The following is a 19493-nucleotide window of genomic DNA, read 5'->3' on the forward strand; positions in this document are numbered from 1 at the left end:
TGCAGGTATCAAAACGGTTCTCTGTTGGAGAGAACCGTTTTGGTGTCTTCGTCACATGTTGGGGGGGTGCGGTTTGCGTTTGGCTAGCCCTCGGTAGGGCGGGATGTCAAGTTTGATGAGACTGCCCGCACCGACCATTTTCATCTCCATCATGCGTTCCAGCAAGCGCGGGTCTACTGTTTCAACATTGTTCATGGTAATCACGGTGGGCAACCGTGCCATGTAGCGGTGGTTGAAGAGTTGGAACAATTTTTCTTGCGCCCAGGGGGTGGCGCTGTGGGTCCCCAAATCATCCAGCACCAGCAATTCGGCGCGGCGCACTTGCTCGAACCGCTTGTCATAACTGACGGGGCTGGACGGGTTGAAGGTGGCGCGCAAATGGTCTAGCAAATCGGGCACGACGATGAACAGCGCTTCGTGCCCGTGGGCGACGGCTTCGTTGGCGATGGCGGCGGCGAGGTGGGTTTTCCCCACGCCGTACCCCCCCACAAAGACGAGCCAGCCGCTGGGGTTTTGGGCAAAGCGGCGTGCAATCCGTACCGCCTGGAACAGTTTTTCGCGGTCTTCGCCTTTGAGTTCGATGGCGCGCAGGTCGAATGTCTCAAAGGTCATGTGGCTGAGTAGATGGAGCGTCGAAAGGTCCTGGTGTTCGTCTGAGCGCCCGTGGCGGTAATCCGGCGCTTTGATGTGCACGATTTGGCTCAGCGATTGGTCTTCCAGCCGTGAGCGGATGCGGCTTTCGATTTCGTCCAGAGCGTGGTTGGTGGTCACCACGGTGGGCAGTTGGGCGTTGTAGCGATAGTTGAAAATCTGGAAGAGTTTTTCTTGCGCCCAGGGTGTGGCGGCGTGTGTGCCCAGATCGTCGAGGATGAGGAGCGGCGCGGTGCGAATTTGCTCAAAGCGTTCGTCCTGGGTTTCTTCGTTGTTGGGGTTGAACGCCGCACGCAAGTAATCCAGCAAGTCGGGGACGACGAAGAAGAGCACTTCTTCGCCCCGTTTCAGGCGCTCATTGGCGATGGCGGCGGCGAGGTGCGTTTTTCCGCACCCATAATTGCCCAGCAACACCAGCCAACCGCGCGGACGCTCGGCGTATTGGCGGCAAATGTCATAGGCGAGCCGCAGGCTTTGGCGCTGGTGTGGTTGCAGCCCGATACCGTCGGGGTGGAAGGTCTCGAAGGTCATATGTTTCAGCAAGCCGAGGGCGCTAAACCGCTCGATAGTGGAGCGGCGTTTTTGCAGAAGTTCTGTGCGTTTGCAGGTGCACGGAATGGCGCGCCCAAATAAGGGGTGCCCCGGCGGCACGTCCTTACGCACAAACCCCGCCCCTTTGCAAATCGGGCAGACGTCGCGCTGGGCGGGGGTTGGGTTATTCGAGTTCGTCGAGGAAACGGCGTCGAGTTTCGTCAAACGACTCTGTTCCAGAATGTCGCGGATGTCTTTCATCGTCTTTTCCTTCTCGTGCCCACCGTTCGAGAATTGCACGGATGTAGCGCCAGTTGCGTTTGTTGCGTTCCGCCGCCAACCGAAAGGCTTCCTGAATCCAGGTCTCGGGATATGTTGCGGCGGCTTCACGCAGTTCTTCGGCAATCACCGGTTGCAGAAGCCCGATGTTGTCTTCATAGAGTTTGAAGATGAGTGGTCGCTCATCGGGTACGGTGGTTGGTTCGACAGGTTGTACCAACACGTTGGTTTGGCGCAAGCGGGCTTCAATCGCCGCTCGCGCCTGGCGTCCGCGTGCGGTGTTGAGAAAGTACCACGTTTCGCTTTGCCCTTTGTGTTCGACACGGAGCGCCAGCAGTGTGCCGCGATAGACGGCGCGTTCAAGGGCTTCCGCCAAGGTTTCTTCCGGCGGTTGCCCGGGGCGTTTGATGCTTTGGAGCAATACCCCGTCGGCTTGCAGTTCCGGCTCGCGAAGATAGGCGCGCTTGGGTTGGCGATAGAGGCGCCAAAAACAGTGTAGCGTCAGTTTCAACTCTGCCAAATCGTCAATGTGCGGTAGCAGTTCGCTGAAAAACAAATCCGGCAAAGGTGTGAAACGCAGGTTGCCGTCGGGAAACCCGTCGAAAGTCTTCATGGCGCATCTCAGAAAATAATATCGTCCAGGTCGCCTTCAATGGGACCAAAATCTTCTTCAACGTAAATGGTTTCGAGATTGCTGAATTTGGCGTTTTCGCGCACAAACCGCAATTCCACCACGCCGGTAGGACCGTTGCGGTGCTTCGCAACGATAATTTCGGCGATGTTGGGTTTGTCGGTCTCTTTATTGTACACCTCATCGCGGTAGATGAACATGACCACGTCGGCGTCCTGCTCAATGGAACCACTTTCGCGCAGGTCGCTGAGCATGGGGCGCTTGTCGTGTCGGCTTTCGACCTGGCGGCTCAACTGCGAAAGCGCCAAAACCGGCACACGCAGTTCGCGCGCCAATGCTTTGAGCGAGCGGCTGATTTGCGAGATTTCTTGCACGCGGTTTTCGGTGCGCCCTACGCCGCGCATCAGCTGCAAGTAGTCCACGACTATCAAGTCAAGCCCGTGCTCGCTGGCGACGCGGCGGGCTTTGGTGCGCAGTTCGATAGGGCTGATGGCGGGGGTTTCATCAATGAAGATGCGGGTGTTGCGCAACGTATCCACCGCCATTGAGACACGCTGCAAATCTTCTTCGGTGATGGGACCGACACGCAGCTTTTGGGCGTTGATGCCGGTTTGGCTGGAAACAAGGCGTTGCACCAGCTGGTCGGCGCTCATTTCCAGGCTGAAGAACGCCACACGCGCGTTTTGTTGCAGGGCGACGTTCTCGGTAATCGAAAGCGAGAACGCGGTTTTCCCCATGCTGGGGCGGGCGGCGAGAATGATGAGGTCGCCCGGCTGAAAACCGCCCAGCAGGCGGTCCAGGTCGGTAAAGCCGGTGGGCAACCCGACCGGGTGGCGTTCGATGAACAGCTTTTCGACCTGCTCATAAAATTCGCCCAGAATTTGCTGGATGGGAATCATCGCGCCGGTCAGGCGGTGTTGTGAGACGGCAAAGAGCAACGACTCGGCGCGGTCGATGATTTCGGAGATATCGTCCTCGCTGTTTTCGTAGGCGAGGCGGGCGATGTTTTCGGCGGCTTCAATCAGGCGACGGAGCACCGCATTGCGTTCGACGATGCGCCCGTAATGTTCGATGTGCAGGGCGGTGGGGACTTTGAGCGCCAGTTCGTGGATGGCGGCGATGCCTCCCACGTCGCTGAGCCGCCCCATGCGCTCCAATTCGTCGGCAATCGTCAATTCGTCGGCGGGTTCATCGCGCTCATGCAGATTGAGGAGCGCCTCGTAAATCCAGCGATGTTTTTCGCGGTAAAAGTCTTCGGGGCGCAAAAACGGTGCTATTTTGGTAATCGCCTCAGGGTCAATGAGCATTGCCCCCAAGACGGCTTCTTCGGCTTCGATGTTGTATGGCAAAATGCGCGTTGGGCGTTCAGTCATGGCATGTTTCTCAAAAACAAATTTGTTTCAATCAACCGTATGAGCGTTTGATGACACAAACAAATGAGGCGCGTTCAATTGGGTGGGGCTTGAACGCGCCTCGTGCAAGGGAAACCCCCTTGCAGATTATTCGTCGTCGAAGTCAATGTCCAGGCTTTCGACGAAATCCTTGAAGACGGAAAGCTTTTCTTCTTCTTCGGGCGAAAGTTCTTCGTGCCCAGGTTCAGGTGTGATGCCGGCTTCGTCCATGACATGCTCTTCGACAAAGATGGGCGCATTGACGCGCACAGCAAGGGCGATGGCGTCGCTCGGACGCGAGTCAATGGCGATTGTCTCGCCGTTCACGTCGAGCATGATGTTGGCGTAAAAGGTGTCATCGCGCAGGTCGTTGACGACGATGTATTCAACGCGAGCGCCAAGCGTTTCGATGACGTTTTTGAGCAAGTCATGGGTTAGAGGGCGCGCGACACGAATACCTTGCAGGCTCAACGTAATGGCGTCGGCTTCATAGGGACCAATCCAAATGGCAAGATGCCGCTCGCCTTCCTGCTCTTTGAGCACCACAATGCGGTGCTGAGAAATGAGACTGACGCGAATGCTATCAATTGTGACCGGAATCATAGCGCCCTCTCCTTTATGGGTTCACAAGGGAAGTTGCTCGGTGCAAATAGTATACCACAGCCGGCGCTCGGCTTCAAGCATTTGCCTGCTTGACCGACAAAGCAACACCCCCGTTGATGACGGGGGTGTTGCGGTGAATCATGGCAAGGCGGCTTCGATGCGCTGGCGGAACTGGTCTTCGGGCAGTGCGCCTTCGATTTTTTGCCCGTTGATGAAGAAGGTCGGTGTGGCGACAACGCCTTCGCTGTTGGCTTCGCGTGTCAACCGCTGGACTTCCGCCAGGTATTTTTGGCTGTCCAGACATTCGGCGAAAACGTCCAGGTCAAGCCCAACCTCGGTGGCGTATTCTTTCAGCCGCACGTCGGTGAAGGCGCTGCGCCCGTATTGCTCCTGGGCGCGGAACAGACGGTCGTGATAGGGCCAGAACATGCCTTGTTCCTGTGCACAGAGGGCGGCTTGCGTTGCCATAACAGTCGGTTCGCCCAGGAAGGCGACGGGGTGCACTTCAAAACGCACTTGCCCCTGCTCTACGTATTCCAGAATGGGGTCCAGCAGTGTTTTGTGTGCCGTCAGACAGTGGGGGCATGAGTAGTCGCTAAATTCGACGATTTTGACCGGCGCGTCTTCGGGACCGACGGCGCGTCCCACAGCCCCCAACTCGGCAAAGCGCCCACTGACAGCCTGCACATCAGGCGCTGATGCCCCACTGCGGTTGGCGAAGAACGCCAGCAAGATGATCAGCACGAACAAAAGCCCCCCGCTCCCCAGCCAGAAAGCCGGTTTTTGGAAAATATCTTGTTGTTTTGTGGGCGATTGAGTTTTTTGACGTTTGACTTTGGCCACAGAATACTCCTCCTTTTGCAAAATGTTGGGGTATCGCCTCATGCCTCGTACTGAGCGACCGTTGGGTCAATCAGCGGCAAGGCATGTTCGGGCACATCCAAAAGTTCGACCTCAATCCACGTCCCAGCGGGGACATGGGCGGTCGTTTCGGGTATGATAGCGAAAGCATTTGCCCAGACAAGCGCACTCAGGATGCCGGAACCTTGCACGCGCAGGCTGTCGCCTTTGGTGCTGACGCGCAACTCACCGCTTTCGGCGTCACGCCAGACACGGGCGCGCATGTAGTGCCGCCGACCGCTGTTGCGGACATCTTCTTGCAAACGGGCTTTGATGGTGGGGCGCAGAATTGGCGTGAGCCCGGCCATTTTGCGGATGGCGGGGCGCGCAAAGACTTCAAACGCCACATACGCCGCCACCGGGTTGCCGGGCAACCCCAGCAGGGGCACGGAGCGCCCATCGGGGGCGCGCAGCAAGCCAAAGGCGAGCGGTTTTCCCGGCTTGATGCTCACTTGCCAGAAGTGCATTTCGCCTTCGGCAGCCAGCACGTGCTTGACGAAATCGTAATCGCCGACGGAGACGCCGGCTGAGGTGATGAGCATGTCCACGCCCAGCGCAAGCGCTTCGTGCACTTTGCCGGTCAACGCTTCAACGGTATCGCGGGCAATGCCGAGCGGCACCGGAATTCCCCCTGCGCGGCGCACCAGGGCAGCGTTGACATACTCGTTGGAGTTGCGAATTTTCCCTGGCGCGAGTGGTTCTCCCGGTTGCACCAACTCGTCGCCGGTCGCCAAAATGCCCACGCGCGGCTGGCGCACGCACGGCACTTCGGGGAAGCCCAACGAAGCGAGCACGCCCAACCCCGCCGGGGTCAGCCGTGTGCCGGCGGGCAGCACGACCGTGCCTTGGCGCACGTCTTCGCCGGCTTCGCGCACGTTGTCGCCGGGGCGCACGGGGTTCAAAATGGCAACCTGTTCGGGGGGACGCTCTTCGGGCGCCCATGTATCGCTGGTTTCCTCAAAGCGCACCACAGCGTCGGCGCCTTCGGGCACCGGCGCGCCGGTCATGATGCGCATGGCTTCGCCTGCACGAAGCGGGCGGGTGGGCGTTCCGCCTGCGGCAATCGTCGCGACGACGCGCAGGAAAACCGGTTGGTCGGGGGTGGCGTGTTGGACGTCGGCGGCTTGCACAGCGTAGCCGTCCATGGCGGAGTTGCGAAAGGGGGGGACATCGTGCGGGGCGCGGATATCCTCGGCGAGGACACGCCCCAGCGCCTCATGCAGTGCGATGCGTTCCGCCGGCAGGCGTTGAAACGCAGTGAGAATGTCGCGGCGGGCTTCTTCGACGGTACGATGTTCAACGACGGGTGTTTTGTTCATGGATACCTCGCAATCCAGTTATGTTTTCAGCCACGTTTCGCCGTATTCTTGCAGTTGGGCGATGATGGGCACCAGCGCGCGCCCTTTTTCGGTCAGGCTGTATTCCACGTGCGGCGGGGTTTCGGGAATGACGGTGCGCGCCACAATGCCTTCCTGTTCCAAAAATTTGAGCCGCGCCGAGAGGGTGCGCGGGCTGATGTTGGCGATGGCGTTGCGCAGTTCGTTGAAACGGCGCGCCTCTTCGCGGAGTTCGCGCAGAATGAGCAAAACCCAGGGGTCGCCGACAAGCGCCGCCGCACGCGCAATGGGGCATTTGGATTGAGAAAGTTGATGCTCGGTCTTTTTATGGGGCATGGTTGTATCCACCCACGTGCGAAATCGGTGTTGGATACCGACATCATATTCAAGCCGCGCCTGTTGCCAAGTTTCAAATTGGTAGCAAGTAGCACGTGGGGGGTGCGCCCTTTCCAGGTGGTGCTTTTTTTCATGGAAAAGCGCAGGTGAGTATAATGAAAGGTGCTACTTGACAGAATGTTGACAATCGAAGGTTGTCGAGGATACCCCCCATGTCTGAGTCTATTCGCGATAAGCAAGCCCGTTTGTTCCGCCTCACCCATTTGCTCTATCGGCACCCCCAGGGGTTGCGCGTGCGCGACATTGCCGAGATGTTTGGTGTTTCGGTGCGCACCATTCAGCGCGATTTGAAGGCGCTGGAAGAGGCGGGCGTGCCGTTGTGGAGCACCGAGGATGAAGAGCCCAACGCCCCCCGCTATGGGATTGTGGAAGGGTTTTATATTCCCCCGTTGCAGTTGACACTGAGCGAAGCCACGGCGCTCTATCTGGCGGCGCGGCTCTTTTGCCGCAACGCCGATGAAAGCACGCCGGAGATTGCGCAAGCCTTTGCCCAACTGGCAACGGTTTTGCCGGAAACGCTGGCGCGCGCCTTGCAGGATACCATTCAGGATTTGACGAAGCGCGGCGAAGACCGCCAGTTTCGCCATGTGTTGGAAACGCTGGCTTTGGGCTGGGCGACCGGGCGAAAGGTGCGCATTCGCTACCGGGCGGCATCGCGTGAGGAGAGCCGCGAGCATGTGATTGCCCCTTATCTGCTGGAACCGGGCAACAAAACGGTCTATGTGCTGGCGCGTCTGGAAGGGCGCGATGACCGCGAGCCGCTTATTGTCACATTCAAGATGGAGCGCATTTTGCAGGCGCAACTGCTCGATGAGACCTATGAACTCCCCGAAGATTTCTTGCCGTCCTCAGTCTTGCGGCATGCGTGGGGCATTATCTGGAATGACGAGGTCGAAGAGGTGGTGCTGCGGTTTGCGCCCGAAGTGGCGCGGCGCGTGGATGAAAGTATCTGGCACCCGTCGCAGGTGGTTGAACCGTTGCCCGATGGCGGGCGGTTGATGCGGTTGCGCGTGAGTGGAACGCTCGAAATCGAGCCCTGGATCAAGTCGTGGGGGGCGGCGGTGGAAGTGCTGGAACCGGCCTCTTTGCGGCGCAAACTGGCGGAAGAAGCGCGACAATTGGCGGCTTTGTACGCTGATGAGCAAGATGCGCAAGGCGCATGATGCCGTGAGGGGCGAAAGCAAAACAGCCCGCTTGGTTTGCAAGCGGGCTGGCGTTCTTTTAGGGCGCGTTTAGCGCATGACGATGACGGGCAACGGTTCTTCTTTGAACGCGTCCGGGTCAACGGTGATGTGGTCAATCACGGCGGCAATGCCGGGCGTTTGCCGCACGATTTTCAGGATGAGGTCCTGGATGGTTTCATGCGGCACCGTGCCGATGACCGTTGCCACGCGGTTGTTGACCACCACGTCCACCGGATAGAGCCCCGCCACGGGGTCGGCGAGCAACCGCGACTGCACGCGCAATTCAAGTTCGCGGTCGGTGGTGATTTCATTGGTGACGCTCAGCACGCCTTCCACCTTGCGCACAGCGGCTTCGATGCGGCGGCGGTCTTCAGGCGAGTGGGTATGCCCGCGCACCAGCACGTGCCCTTTGTCCACAAAGACGCTCAGGGCGTCCACCGGAATGCCCAGCGCCTCAATGGCTTCGCGCACCGCTTCGCCCAATTTGATGTCGGGTGTGCGCGGCGTGTAGGGCGGCAGGGCGTGCAACTCTTTCTTCTCCATGTCGAGTGTGATGGCTTGATGTTGCCACTCTTGCACCTTTTCAGCCGGCACCACGACGCGCCGCTTGCGAATGCCGGGCAGGCGAACGACCACGTAGAGCGGTTGCATGGTCGCCGGGTCAATCGCGATGTGGTCAATCGTCCCCACACGTTCGCCATCTTTGGTGTAGACCGCCGAGCCGCGCCCCACCAGCAGCGTTTCTTCGCCGACGCCCCGGTCAATGTGCAGGCGCACCGTCGGGCGAGGGAGTTCTTTGAGCGTTGGACCGGCGTATGGGTCGGACCAGATGAGCACGTTTTGGGCGTTGTAGCCGGTTTCGTTTGCCCACTCCGGCGTGCTGAATTCCTTGTGTTCAAAGATGCGGCAGTTGCGCACAAATTCGCTATCCACAGAGAGATGCACGGTGCCGTCTTCATCCACACGCTCGATATGGCGGGCGGAGATAACACGCGCCCGTTTGAAGATGGTGCCGCTTTCCACAACAATATCGCTCACCGCGCGCGTGCGCGAGTCGAGAATCACGTATTTCAACGTGCCGATTTCACCGTCGGTAGCGAGAACGGGTGCTCCGATACGCAGCATGGCGTTTCACCTCCTCTTGCGTTGGCTTATCGTCTGCAAGATAGGGGGGAAGTATTGGAACAATGTTGGAAAACTTGTAATCCCCTGTTAGAAGGTGCTGTTTTTTTGACATTCAGGCGGCTTTTCGTAAGGTGCCCTTTTGTCAGCAAGGAGCAATGAGATGATACGACGCTTCCGATTGCGTTTGGAACAGACAAATGAAGACGACATTTTGCTGATTGCGTTCGATACGCCCGCCGGTGATGTGGTCGAGCGCCGACGCGCCCCATTTGCGCCGGGCGAATTGGTGCGGTTGCTGGACGAATTGGAACGCACCGCCACCGTAGCGGACGCCGACGACCTGTTGGCGGTACAGTTGGGCGAGCGCCTGTTTGCCTGGTTGTTTGCCGAGCAGGTGGGCGCATTGTGGCACGAAAGCCGCGCGATTGCCCACGCGCACGGCGACGCCTTGCGCCTGGAACTCTATTTGCCGCAGGCGTTTCAAGCCTGGCCGTGGGAATTGCTGCGCGACCCCGAGGGGGATTTTTTGGCGTTTTCTTCGCTGACGCCGGTGGTGCGTTTTGTGCCGACGCCGCACACAAACGAACCACCCATGCTTGTTGAACCGCCGTTGCGCCTGCTGGCGGTTTTCGCTTCGCCCGAGGGGATGCCGCCGCTGGATGTTGCCGCGGAAGAAGCGCGTTTGCAGACGGCGCTGGAGACCGTTTCGCCGGCGGGAATGTTTACCCTGCACGTTGTGCGCAACGCCACCCCCGGCATGTTGCACCGCGCCGTGCGGCGCTTCCAGCCGCATGTGGTGCATGTGGCGGCGCATGGCGACCCGTCGGGGCGTATCTTTCTGCAAAGCGATAGCGGCGCGCCCGTGGCGATGGGGGGGCGTGAGTGGGCGCGCTTGCTGGCGGATGTCCCCACGGTGCGGCTTCTCTGGCTGAACAGTTGCCACAGTGCCGATGAGCGGGCGCATGTGCCCACGCTTGCCGAGCGGTTCATGGAGTTGGGCGTGCCGGCGGTGGTGGCGATGCACCGCGCGATAAGCGACGCCGCCGCCATCACCTTGACGCAGACCGTGTACGAGGCGCTTGCCGAAGGCTGGACGCTGGAAAGCGCCCTGGCGCATGGGCGCAAAGCCTTGGCGCAAGCGCACGGGCTGGATTGGAGCACGCCGGCGCTCTATTTGAGCCGCGCCAATAGCCGGCTCTGGTCGGTTGTGGGGGCTGCGCCGCAGCGTGATGAAGTGGTGCTGATTGAACCGGAGGAAGCGACGCCGACAACCCCGCCGCCCGATTTGACGCTCGATGTGCTGGCGGAGCTGGAAGTGTGCGCCCTGCCGCCCCTGGACGCCTGGGTTGGTCCTTTGGGTGAAGAACGGTGCGTCTCGGTGGGGGCGCTCTGGGTGAGCCGCACGCCGATTACCAACGCCCACTACGCCGCGTTTGTGGCGGCAACGGGGGCGGAACCGCCGCCGCACTGGGGCGGCATGACGCCGCCCGCCGAGTTGCGCGACCATCCGGTGGTGTTTGTGGCGCGCGCGGAAGCCGAAGCGTTTGCCGCCTGGCTGGGGGGGCGCTTGCCGACGGAGGAGGAGTGGGAACGCATTGCACGCGGCGACCGGGCGCGCATTTTCCCCTGGGGCGATGAATGGTGCGCCACCTGCGCCCATACCGCCGAGCAGGGCGCGCGTTCGACTGCGCCGGTGGGGCGTTATCCCGACGGCGCCACGCCGGAAGGCGTGCTCGACCTGGCGGGCAACGTCTGGGAATGGACGGCGACAACCGAAGAGGGTCAAGCGATTGCCAAAGGCGGCTCATGGTTCGAGCCGGCGGAAGCCGCCCGCACGTGGGAGCGGCTTTACGCCGACCCTGTACGCGGCTATGACGATGTGGGCTTTCGCGTGGTGTGGGATGAAGCCCCGCAGGAGACGCGCAACGTGTAAGCAAGCCACAATCGGCATGTGTCAGCCCGCGTTGCAACGCGGGCTTTTTGGTTGGGGCGGGCGCTGTTCGCATGCATGTATCTTTTGATTGAAATATCCGCGTTCTTTTTCCAGGTGTTTGTCTTGCGAGGGCTTTTCTTTACGATACACACCAGCCAAGCATAACTGTTTGAGAGGTGGAACATGCCATTTCGAGCCGTGCTCTTTGACATGGACGGTGTCCTTTTTGATACGCAACGTGTGTACGCCGAGGCGTGGGTGGCGGCGGCGCGGGCGCTGGGGTATGCGCTGGACGAGGAAACCTACACGGCGCACATTCTAGGGCATGATGGCGACCACGGCGAAGCCGTCATGCAGCGCTTGTTTGGCGAGACGTTCCCCATCGAAGAGTTTCGCCGTCGCCGTCGTGCGTATGCGCAAGACGTGTTGGCGAATGGCGGTGTACGGCTCAAGCCCGGTGTGCTGGAACTGCTCGACCTGCTCGATGCGCATGGTGTGCCGCGTGCCGTGGCAACGTCCAATGCGCGTTGGGTGGCGGAGCAGTTTCTGGCGCAAACGGGGCTAGCGCCACGTTTTCAGGCGGTGGTGGGGCGTGAAGATGTTCAGCATGCCAAGCCGCACCCCGAAATTTTCCTCAAAGCCGCCGCCGCGCTGGGCGTCGAGCCTGCCCATGTGGTGGTGCTGGAAGATTCCGGCGCGGGGTTGCAAGCCGCTGCGCGCGCCGGCATGACGCCCGTCTTCGTCCCCGACATGATGCAACCGCCGGATGAGGTGCGTGCGCTGGCGGCGCATGAGTTCGCCTCGCTCCATGAAGTGGCGTCCTGGTTGGCGATGCACCTGGCTGGGCAAAAATGCTAACATTCTTCTAACACTCCGCCAATGCTCTTCTAACACGCGGTGTTTACTTTTTGGGGCGGATTTCGACGGAGAAAGAAAAACCTTGACGAAAGGAGGTGAGGCGTATGCTGAACCGCTGGGATCCGTTCCGCGAAATGATGACACTGCGTGATGCCATGAACCGACTGCTCGAAGAATCGTTCATGACGCCGACGACTCGCACGGTGGCTGAAACGATTTATCGCCTGCCGGTGGATGTGTGGGAAACGCCCGATGCGTTCGTCGTGCAAGCGGTTGTGCCCGGTCTCTCGCATGAAGATATCAACATTGAATACAGCGATGGTTCGCTGGTGATTTCGGGCGAAATTCCGTTCGTCGAACATGAAAACGCGACCTACCATCTGCGCGAACGCTGGTACGGCAAGTTCCAACGCGTGCTGACCTTCCCGACACCGATTGATGCGGACAAGATCGAAGCCGAACTCGAAAACGGTATCCTGACGATTACGCTGCCCAAGACGGAAGATGTCAAACCGCGCCGCATTACGGTGAAGTCGGCCTAACGTCATAGGGCATCACCTCCTCAACACCAAACGCGAGGGCTCACCTGAGCCCCCGCGTTTTTTCTTTTGGTGCAACGGTTGGTTATGGCGTGCGGCGCAGAAGCCGCGTTCCCACACCGAGCACGAGCAGCGCACCACCGAGCAGGAGCAGGTAGAGCGTCAGCGGCTGTGCGGCGTCGCCTCCTGTTTCGGGAAGGGTTTCGGGCGCTGCCATGTCGCCAACCATGGCGATGTCAAAGCGGGCGACGGCGCCTTCCCATGCGTACTCTGCCCCCAGGTCGGCGTTGCCTTGGATGCCGGGGTGCATGGCGATGGGCGCTTGCGGTTCGGTAGGCACATGCCCTTCACCACCCAAACCGGGAACGTCGGCTGCTGATTCGGTGTTTTCTTCTGTACCGGCGTCATACGCCATGGCTTCGATACTGCCTTCTTGCAAGGGCACGGCATCCAGCCCGGTGAAGCCGTCGTTGGTGAAGGCCAACATGGTGAGCGCGGTCAGGGCGTCGCCGTCGTGTGCTGTGATGCGAATGGTCATGCTCTCGCCGGGCGCAATCATGCCATCGCCCACCTGCACGTCGGTTGCCGCATCCGCCAGCGCCTCGGCGAGCGGCTGGGTGTTGCCCGTTTCCGCCAGGGCTTGCAATTCAGGCGACGCCAGGTCGCCGACCATCCAGACGTGTTGCATGGCGTCGTGCGTGGCGAGCAGGGGCGGCGTCAGGACTTGGGCGTTGGTCAGGTTGGTGATGGTGATATCGTACGCATAGGTCATCATTTGGGCGTTGGTGGGTGTGGTGCCGAGCAGGACGAGAAGCGCCAGGACGAACGAGAGGGCGGAAAAACGTAAAAACTTCATGGGGTAAACTCCTTTTTTCTGATGGTTCGCTGAGACGGTCTCAGTATGCACCCTTTTGCTTACGAAAGGCTTACAAAAGGCTCACGAAAGGCTTGCGTTTCCTGTTTGTAAGCCTTTTGTAAGAAATACGTGCTATACTTGAGAGGCTTCATACAACAGTTGAGGGAATGAGCATGGCTCATATTTTGCTTGTCGAAGACGAAACCAGCATTGCCGAGGTTGTCCAGCGCTATTTGGAACGCGACGGCTACCACGTCACAGTGGCGCATGACGGCGCGGCGGCGCTGCAAGCACTGGACGCAGTCGAACCGGACTTGATTGTGCTCGACTTGATGTTGCCCCACGTGGATGGCTGGCATATCTTGCGCTGGGTGCGCTCGCAAAGCAACGTACCTGTGATTATCCTGACGGCGCGCCGCGATGAACCCGACCGCATTGCCGGGCTTGACCTGGGCGCGGATGATTACGTCGTCAAGCCGTTTAGCCCGCAAGAACTGGTCAGCCGTGTGCGGGCGGTCTTGCGCCGTGCCAAACCGTCGCCGGAGATGCCGCCGCTCGTCTTTGACGGTGGCGCGCTGGTGATTGACCCTGTGGCGCGTGAAGTGCGCGTGCGTGGTGCGGTGTGCCATCTCACCGTCCGCGAATTCGACCTGTTGTGGGTTTTGGCTTCACACCCGCGCCAGGTCTTCTCGCGCGACCGCTTGTTGACGCTGGTGTGGGGAAGCGATGAGTTCATAGACCCCGGCACAGTGACGGTTCACATTCGGCGCGTGCGTGAGAAGATCGAACCCGACCCTTCGGCGCCGCGCTACATCAAAACGGTGTGGGGTGTTGGGTATCGCTTTGAGGGGGACGCATGAATGAAGGGCGTTTGTTGCGCCGGCGTGTTCCATCCTGGTTGAGCGTGCCGCCGCTGGTCTATGCCGTCGGTGTGGCGTTGGCGGCGCTTGTGGCGCTGGTGGTGTTCGTGTTTGCCATGCAGCCGCCCCCACGCGATTTCTGGCTGATGGGGCTGTTTCTGGGCGGGACGGCGCTCGCTTCGGTGGGCGTTGGCTATGGGGCGTATCGTCTGGGGTGGTTGCGGCACGCGCCTTCCTTGCATTGGGCGTTGCTGAGCAGTTATGTGCTCGCCAGCCTGCTCACCTTTTTGAATGTGTGGCTCATTGCGCGGCTGATGTTTGCCAGCCAGCACGATTTGCAACTGGCGACCATTTTGCTCTTCTTCGCCGGGCTGATTGCCGTTTCATTGGGGGCGATGGTTTCGTTGACCCTGACGCGCCGCTTGCGCACCTTGCGCGATGCGGCTGTGCGCGTTGCCGAGGGGGCGTTTGAGGTGCGGGTGGCGGATGACGGGCGCGATGAAGTGGCGCAACTGGCGCAAGCCTTCAACCACATGGCGGCACAACTTGCCGCCGCCGAGCGTGCTCGCCGCGAAGCGGAAACATTGCGCCGCAATTTGCTCGCCTGGGTTGGGCATGATTTGCGCACGCCGCTGGCGTCGTTGCGCGCCATTTTGGATGCGCTGGTGGATGATGTGGTGCCTGACGCCGACGAGCGCATGCGCTATCTGCAAACGGCTCGCCGTGATGTGGCGGGGTTGGCTGCGCTCATTGAAGATTTGTTTGAAATGGCGCAGTTGGATGCCGGCGGCGTTCCCCTGGATATGGCGTGGGGGGCGCTGACGGATATCCTCTCGGATACACTGGAAAGTGCGCAGGTGCTGGCGGCGCGGCAAGGTGTGCGCCTGGAAGCCCACGCCGAGAGCGATATTGACCCCGTCTGGATGGATGCGCTCAAAGTGGCGCGCGTGGTGCAAAATCTGGTCACCAACGCCATTCGGCATACACCGGCGGGCGGGGCGGTGTTCATCACCGCCAAACGCGAGGGAGAGATGGTTGTGGTGAGTGTCCGCGATACGGGCGAAGGGATTGCCCCCGAACAGTTGCCCCACGTCTTCGATCAATTTTACCGCGGCGACCAGGCGCGCCGACGCGCCACAGGCGGCGCGGGGTTGGGGCTGGCGATTGCGCGGGCGATTGTGGAGGCGCATGGCGGCGCGATTGAGATTGAGAGTGCGCCGGGAGAGGGAACGTGCGTGCGGTTCACCCTGCCGCGCACGCCTGCCGGGCATGAGTGAACTGCTGAGCGTTGGCGTGACGTACATGGTAAGAGAAGCGCCGCTCAGCGCGAACCGAACGGAGAGAGGAGTTGGATCGCATGAAACGTCTTGATCGTCGAGCATTTTTGCGGGTTTCCGCCGGTGGAGCGGCGGCGTTGGTGCTTGCGGCGTGTGGACGCCAAACCACACAACCGCCGTCATCCGCTTTGCCCACGTCCACAGCGTCAACCGCGGCGCGTCCGCCTACCGCCACCGCCGAAAGCATGGGTGGGAATGCCGTTGCGCCGACGCCTACGCTCCCCGATGGCGTGCCCACGGAAGTGCGGATTACGCCCAACGATGAATTTTACGAGGTGGATATTGGGCGCGGGCAACCCAAGATTGACCCCGACACCTACCGCCTGCGCATTACCGGGTTGGTCGAACGCGAACTCGAACTCTCGCTCGATGAACTGCGCCGCCGCTCGGCGGGGGCGCACATGCGCACCATGGAGTGTATCTCCAACCCCGTGGGGGGGAATCTCATTGGCAACGCCGTGTGGGAAGTCATCCCCCTGCGCGAACTTCTGGAAGAAGCCGGCGTCAAGCCGGGGGCGGTGGAAATTATCACCCGCGCCGCCGACGGCTTCCACACAAGTGTGCCGCTCGATACGGCGCTGGACCCACTGGCGTATCTCGCCATCAGCATGAACGGGGAACCGCTCCCGCGAGGGCATGGCTTCCCTGTGCGTTGTCTTTGGCCTGGGCGCTACGGCATGAAACAACCCAAATGGCTGGTGGAGATTGAAGTGACCGACCAGCCCCATACCGGCTATTGGGAGCAACAGGGGTGGAGCAACGACGCCTTCATCAAGGTCAACTCGCAAATCGAACTGCCGGGTGACCAGGAGCGCTTTACCGTGGGCGAGCAAGTGCTCATCAGTGGGCGGGCGTTTGCCGGGCGGTCGGGTGTTCAGCGGGTGGAAGTGAGTACCGACAATGGCGAAACCTGGCACGATGCCAACCTGGTGCAAGCGCCTGAGCACCCCGAACTCGTCTGGACTATCTGGTGGTATGTGTGGGATACGCGCGGCATGCCCACGGGGCGCTATGTGCTGAAAGCCCGCGCCACCGACGGCGAAGGCAACACGCAGGAAGGCACGCGAAGCGGGCTCTTTGGCGACACCTTCCCTGATGGCACCTCGCTCATTCATGCGCGCGCTATCTTCCTGGATGAGACATCATGATGACACCGCGACGTTGGGCGTTCTTCATTGGGCTGGTTGTGCTGGCTTTGGCGGCGGGCACGGGGGGTGCTGTCGCGTTGGAAGAACACGACCCCTTTTGCGCGGCTTGCCACACCGAGCCTGAAACAACCTACGTACGCCAGATTGAGATGGCGCAGACGCAGGGGTTTGCCGAAACGCTGGCGGCGTTTCACGCGCTCCCAACGGATGCCGACGCCGATGGTGTGCGGTGTATTGATTGCCACGGCGGGGTTGGCGTGCGTGGGCGCGTCATGGCGCTGGCGACGGCGGCAGGCGACACGGTGAAGTTTGTGAGCGGGCGCTACGAACAGCCCGCCCACCTGAGCGAGCCCTTCCCGGATGAAACTTGTATCCAATGCCACGCCGACTACGCCGACGACCCCGCATTCGAGAACCATGTGCATTGGGCGTTCGCCGAGGAAGGCGCGCCGACCGATATTCGGTGCGCCGATTGCCACGTGTCGCACGCCCCCGGCAATGATTTCGACCTGTACCTCTCGCGTCCGGTGGTGTTCCCATTGTGTGAAGAATGCCACGCCGCTTTAGGGCGTGGTCCCACCGACATGGGGCAATGAGTGCAAAGGCGTCAAAACGCCGCTCCCCCGGCGGGTTGTGCGAGCCTGCCGGGGGTTTTTTCTGTGGGCGCAAAAAAGCCCCCCTCGTCGCCTGACGAGAGGGGCTGGGGGGAGGGAAACAAGCAGGCGTTAGAACGCTTCGGCGAGTTCGTCGCCTTGCACCATCTGGCGGATGACTTCGACCACTTCGGGGTTCGCCAGCGTGGTCACGTCGCCCACGTCATGCCCGTTGGAGATAGCAGCCAGGACGCGGCGCATGATTTTCCCACTGCGCGTCTTGGGCAAGTCGGGCACGATGTACACATTCTTCGGGCGCGCAATCTTGCCGATGATGGTTTCGATAGCACGCACGATTTCCTGGCGGATTTCTTCGCTGGGTTCGTAGCCCGGTTTGAGCGACGCATACACGTCGGGCACACGCCCCTTCACTTCGTCATGGCGCGGCACCACAGCGGCTTCGGCTACCGCTTCCACCGTCAGCACGGCGCTTTCAAGTTCCTTCGTGCCCAAGCGGTGCCCGGCGACGTTGATCACGTCGTCCACGCGCCCAAGGATGCGGAAGTAGCCGTCGGCGGCTTGCGTGGCGGCGTCCCCCGCGAAGTAGGGCCAATCGCGCCAATCTTTGCTGTTGGGGTCTTTGTTGTACTTGGCGTAGTAGGTGTTGATGAAGCGGTCGGGGTCGCCCCAAATGCCTTGCGTGATGCTGGGCCACGGGTTGCGAATGACGATGTTCCCCGCTTTGCCTGCACCGGGTGGAATTTCATTGCCTTCATCGTCCAGAATGGCGGCGTAAATGCCGGGCAAGGCGGGTCCGGCGCTCCCGGGTTTCATGGGGTGCAGGGCGGGAATGGTGGTGCAGAGGAAGCCGCCCGTTTCCGTCTGCCACCACGTATCCACGATGACCGCGCGCTCTTTCCCCACCACGTGGAAGTACCAGCGCCACACGTCCGGCTCAATCGGCTCGCCGACCGTGGTCATGTGCTTGAATTCGTAGTTGTAGCGCAGCGGCGCTTCGGGGTCGGCTTTGCGCAACATGCGGATAGCGGTGGGCGAGGTGTGGAAGATGTTGACGCCCAATTGTTCCGCAATGCGCCATGGACGGCCGGCGTCGGGGTAGGTGGGCACACCTTCGTAGATGACACTGGTTGCCGCCACGGCGAGCGGTCCATAGACGATGTAGGAGTGCCCTGTAATCCAGCCGATGTCTGCCATGCACCAGTAAACGTCTTCGGGGTGAATGTCCTGAATGTTCTTTGAGGTCCAGGCGGTGTATGCCAGATAGCCGCCGGTGCTGTGGACATGCCCCTTGGGCTTGCCGGTGGTGCCGCTGGTGTACATGAGGAAGAGCGGCGCTTCGGCGGGCATTGAAACGGGCTTCACCCGTGCGCCCCGGTGGGCTTTCAGTAGGTCGTCCACAAAGACGTCGCGCCCTTCGACCATGGGGGCTTTGGATTGGTACTGGCGTGGATAGCGCCGCCAGACGAGTACCTTTTCGATGGGGCTGCCCATTTCAGCGGCAACCTGGACGGCTTCATCGGCTTTGACCTTGTGGTCGAGCATTTTGCCGTTGCGGTAGTAGCCGTCCATCGTGATGAGGATTTTACTGCCCGAGTCCACCGCCCGTTCGGCGCAGGCTTTGCCGCTGAAGCCGGCGAAGACGACCGAGTGAATGACGCCCAGACGCGCACACGCCAGCATGGTGATGGGCAATTCAAGCACCATGGGCATGTGAATGGTCACGCGGTCGCCTGCTTTCAAGCCCAGCGATTGGAGCATGGCGGCGACTTCGTTGACGCGCACAAAGAGTTCCTGGTAGGTGAGCACGAGGTGCGGTTCATCTTCCGGCTCGGGCACAAAGATGAAAGCGGCTTTGTTGCGGTATTTGGGCAAGTGGCGGTCAACGCAGTTGTAGCAGGCGTTCAACTTGCCGCCCACAAACCACTTCCAGAAGGGCGGATTGCTGGTGTCGAGCGTTGTATGCCAGTATTGGTCCCAGTCGAGCAGGTCGGCGTATTCTTTGAAGCACTCCGGGAAGTTTTCCTCGCTGAAACGCTCGTAAATGGTTTCATCCGTCATGTTCGCTTGGGCGATGAAGTGCATGGGGGGATAGTAGTAATCTTCTTCGCCCCAATGTACCGCCACTTCCGCTTCGGTGACTTCCGCTTCGGTGTAGTCAGTGCGAATTTCATCCGCCATGGAAGCGCCTCCTTTCGGCTGTTCAATTGTTTCTGCTGGCTTTGGGGGAAACCGAGGTTCAGCACACGGGTCATGGAAGGCGTGATGAACAGGCGAGCCGTGGCTGTTCGCTATCATACTAAAAGAAACAGCGGCGGGCAAC

General features: G+C 60.5%; 18 protein-coding genes. 8 read left to right on the forward strand and 10 right to left on the reverse strand.

The features are described from left to right. Nucleotides 1-51 precede the first annotated feature (51 nt). The 7 genes from SE16_RS16280 to SE16_RS00835 form a co-directional block, all read right to left on the reverse strand. Nucleotides 52-1443 carry an ATP-binding protein gene (locus SE16_RS16280; RefSeq protein ID WP_082374234.1) on the reverse strand — a complete coding sequence of 464 codons (1392 nt, stop codon included), beginning with the start codon at nt 1441-1443 and terminating at the stop codon, nt 52-54. Beyond that, complete coding sequence (locus SE16_RS00810; protein WP_054493005.1) at nt 1367-2074, reverse strand: DnaD domain-containing protein; 708 nt, start codon at nt 2072-2074, stop codon at nt 1367-1369. Before SE16_RS00810 ends, SE16_RS16280 begins: the two co-directional genes overlap by 77 nt. 8 nt (nt 2075-2082) lie before the next feature. Then, nucleotides 2083-3465 carry a replicative DNA helicase gene (dnaB, locus tag SE16_RS00815; protein WP_054493007.1) on the reverse strand — a complete coding sequence of 461 codons (1383 nt, stop codon included), beginning with the start codon at nt 3463-3465 and terminating at the stop codon, nt 2083-2085. A 126-nt stretch (nt 3466-3591) separates the two neighbouring features. Further along, the gene (locus SE16_RS00820; RefSeq protein WP_054493009.1) at nt 3592-4086 is read right to left on the reverse strand and encodes a bifunctional nuclease family protein; all 495 of its coding nucleotides are present in this window, start codon (nt 4084-4086) and stop codon (nt 3592-3594) included. Between the two features lie 138 nt (nt 4087-4224). Beyond that, nucleotides 4225-4929 carry a DsbA family protein gene (locus SE16_RS00825; RefSeq protein ID WP_054493010.1) on the reverse strand — a complete coding sequence of 235 codons (705 nt, stop codon included), beginning with the start codon at nt 4927-4929 and terminating at the stop codon, nt 4225-4227. 38 nt (nt 4930-4967) lie between these two features. Beyond that, nucleotides 4968-6305: a molybdopterin molybdotransferase MoeA gene (locus SE16_RS00830; RefSeq protein WP_054493012.1), complete on the reverse strand. Its 1338-nt coding sequence runs from the start codon at nt 6303-6305 to the stop codon at nt 4968-4970. Nucleotides 6306-6323: 18 nt separating this feature from the next. Then, nucleotides 6324-6659: a winged helix-turn-helix transcriptional regulator gene (locus SE16_RS00835; RefSeq protein WP_054493014.1), complete on the reverse strand. Its 336-nt coding sequence runs from the start codon at nt 6657-6659 to the stop codon at nt 6324-6326. A 212-nt stretch (nt 6660-6871) separates the two neighbouring features. On the opposite strand from SE16_RS00835, the gene SE16_RS00840 reads away from it, so the two are divergent. Continuing rightward, nucleotides 6872-7882: a helix-turn-helix transcriptional regulator gene (locus SE16_RS00840; RefSeq protein ID WP_054493015.1), complete on the forward strand. Its 1011-nt coding sequence runs from the start codon at nt 6872-6874 to the stop codon at nt 7880-7882. Between the two features lie 69 nt (nt 7883-7951). On the opposite strand, the gene SE16_RS00845 is transcribed toward SE16_RS00840, so the two are convergent. Next, a complete protein-coding gene (locus tag SE16_RS00845) occupies nt 7952-9028 on the reverse strand; it encodes a BON domain-containing protein (RefSeq protein WP_054493016.1) in 1077 nt (358 codons plus the stop codon). Between the two features lie 160 nt (nt 9029-9188). Here SE16_RS00845 and SE16_RS00850 point away from each other — a divergent pair, with 160 nt between their 5' ends. The 3 genes from SE16_RS00850 to SE16_RS00860 all read left to right on the forward strand — a co-directional run bounded on the left by SE16_RS00850 (nt 9189) and on the right by SE16_RS00860 (nt 12361). Further along, nucleotides 9189-10961, forward strand: coding sequence for an SUMF1/EgtB/PvdO family nonheme iron enzyme (locus tag SE16_RS00850; RefSeq protein ID WP_060687086.1), 1773 nt, complete (start codon nt 9189-9191; stop codon nt 10959-10961). Nucleotides 10962-11144: 183 nt separating this feature from the next. Then, nucleotides 11145-11819: an HAD family hydrolase gene (locus tag SE16_RS00855; protein WP_054493018.1), complete on the forward strand. Its 675-nt coding sequence runs from the start codon at nt 11145-11147 to the stop codon at nt 11817-11819. Between the two features lie 104 nt (nt 11820-11923). Further along, the gene (locus tag SE16_RS00860) at nt 11924-12361 is read left to right on the forward strand and encodes an Hsp20/alpha crystallin family protein (protein ID WP_054493019.1); all 438 of its coding nucleotides are present in this window, start codon (nt 11924-11926) and stop codon (nt 12359-12361) included. A gap of 82 nt (nt 12362-12443) precedes the next feature. Here SE16_RS00860 and SE16_RS00865 read toward each other — a convergent pair whose 3' ends face one another. Continuing rightward, nucleotides 12444-13214: a spondin domain-containing protein gene (locus SE16_RS00865; RefSeq protein WP_054493020.1), complete on the reverse strand. Its 771-nt coding sequence runs from the start codon at nt 13212-13214 to the stop codon at nt 12444-12446. Between the two features lie 173 nt (nt 13215-13387). On the opposite strand from SE16_RS00865, the gene SE16_RS00870 reads away from it, so the two are divergent. The 4 genes from SE16_RS00870 (at nt 13388) to SE16_RS00885 (ending at nt 17155) form a co-directional block, all read left to right on the forward strand. Continuing rightward, the gene (locus SE16_RS00870) at nt 13388-14074 is read left to right on the forward strand and encodes a response regulator transcription factor (protein ID WP_054493021.1); all 687 of its coding nucleotides are present in this window, start codon (nt 13388-13390) and stop codon (nt 14072-14074) included. Further along, nucleotides 14071-15351 (forward strand): sensor histidine kinase, encoded by a 1281-nt coding sequence (locus tag SE16_RS00875; protein WP_054493022.1) that lies wholly within the window; start codon nt 14071-14073, stop codon nt 15349-15351. The genes SE16_RS00870 and SE16_RS00875 overlap by 4 nt, the downstream gene beginning before the upstream one ends. 80 nt (nt 15352-15431) lie before the next feature. Beyond that, nucleotides 15432-16559, forward strand: coding sequence for a molybdopterin-dependent oxidoreductase (locus SE16_RS00880; RefSeq protein ID WP_054493023.1), 1128 nt, complete (start codon nt 15432-15434; stop codon nt 16557-16559). Further along, nucleotides 16559-17155, forward strand: a complete 597-nt coding sequence (locus SE16_RS00885) for a cytochrome c3 family protein (RefSeq protein ID WP_054493024.1) — start codon at nt 16559-16561, stop codon at nt 17153-17155. Before SE16_RS00880 ends, SE16_RS00885 begins: the two co-directional genes overlap by 1 nt. A 129-nt stretch (nt 17156-17284) precedes the next feature. Here SE16_RS00885 and acs read toward each other — a convergent pair whose 3' ends face one another. Further along, nucleotides 17285-19351, reverse strand: coding sequence for an acetate--CoA ligase (acs, locus tag SE16_RS00890; protein WP_054493025.1), 2067 nt, complete (start codon nt 19349-19351; stop codon nt 17285-17287). Nucleotides 19352-19493 lie beyond the last annotated feature (142 nt).

Source organism: Ardenticatena maritima (genome assembly GCF_001306175.1).
Taxonomy (GTDB): domain Bacteria; phylum Chloroflexota; class Anaerolineae; order Ardenticatenales; family Ardenticatenaceae; genus Ardenticatena; species Ardenticatena maritima.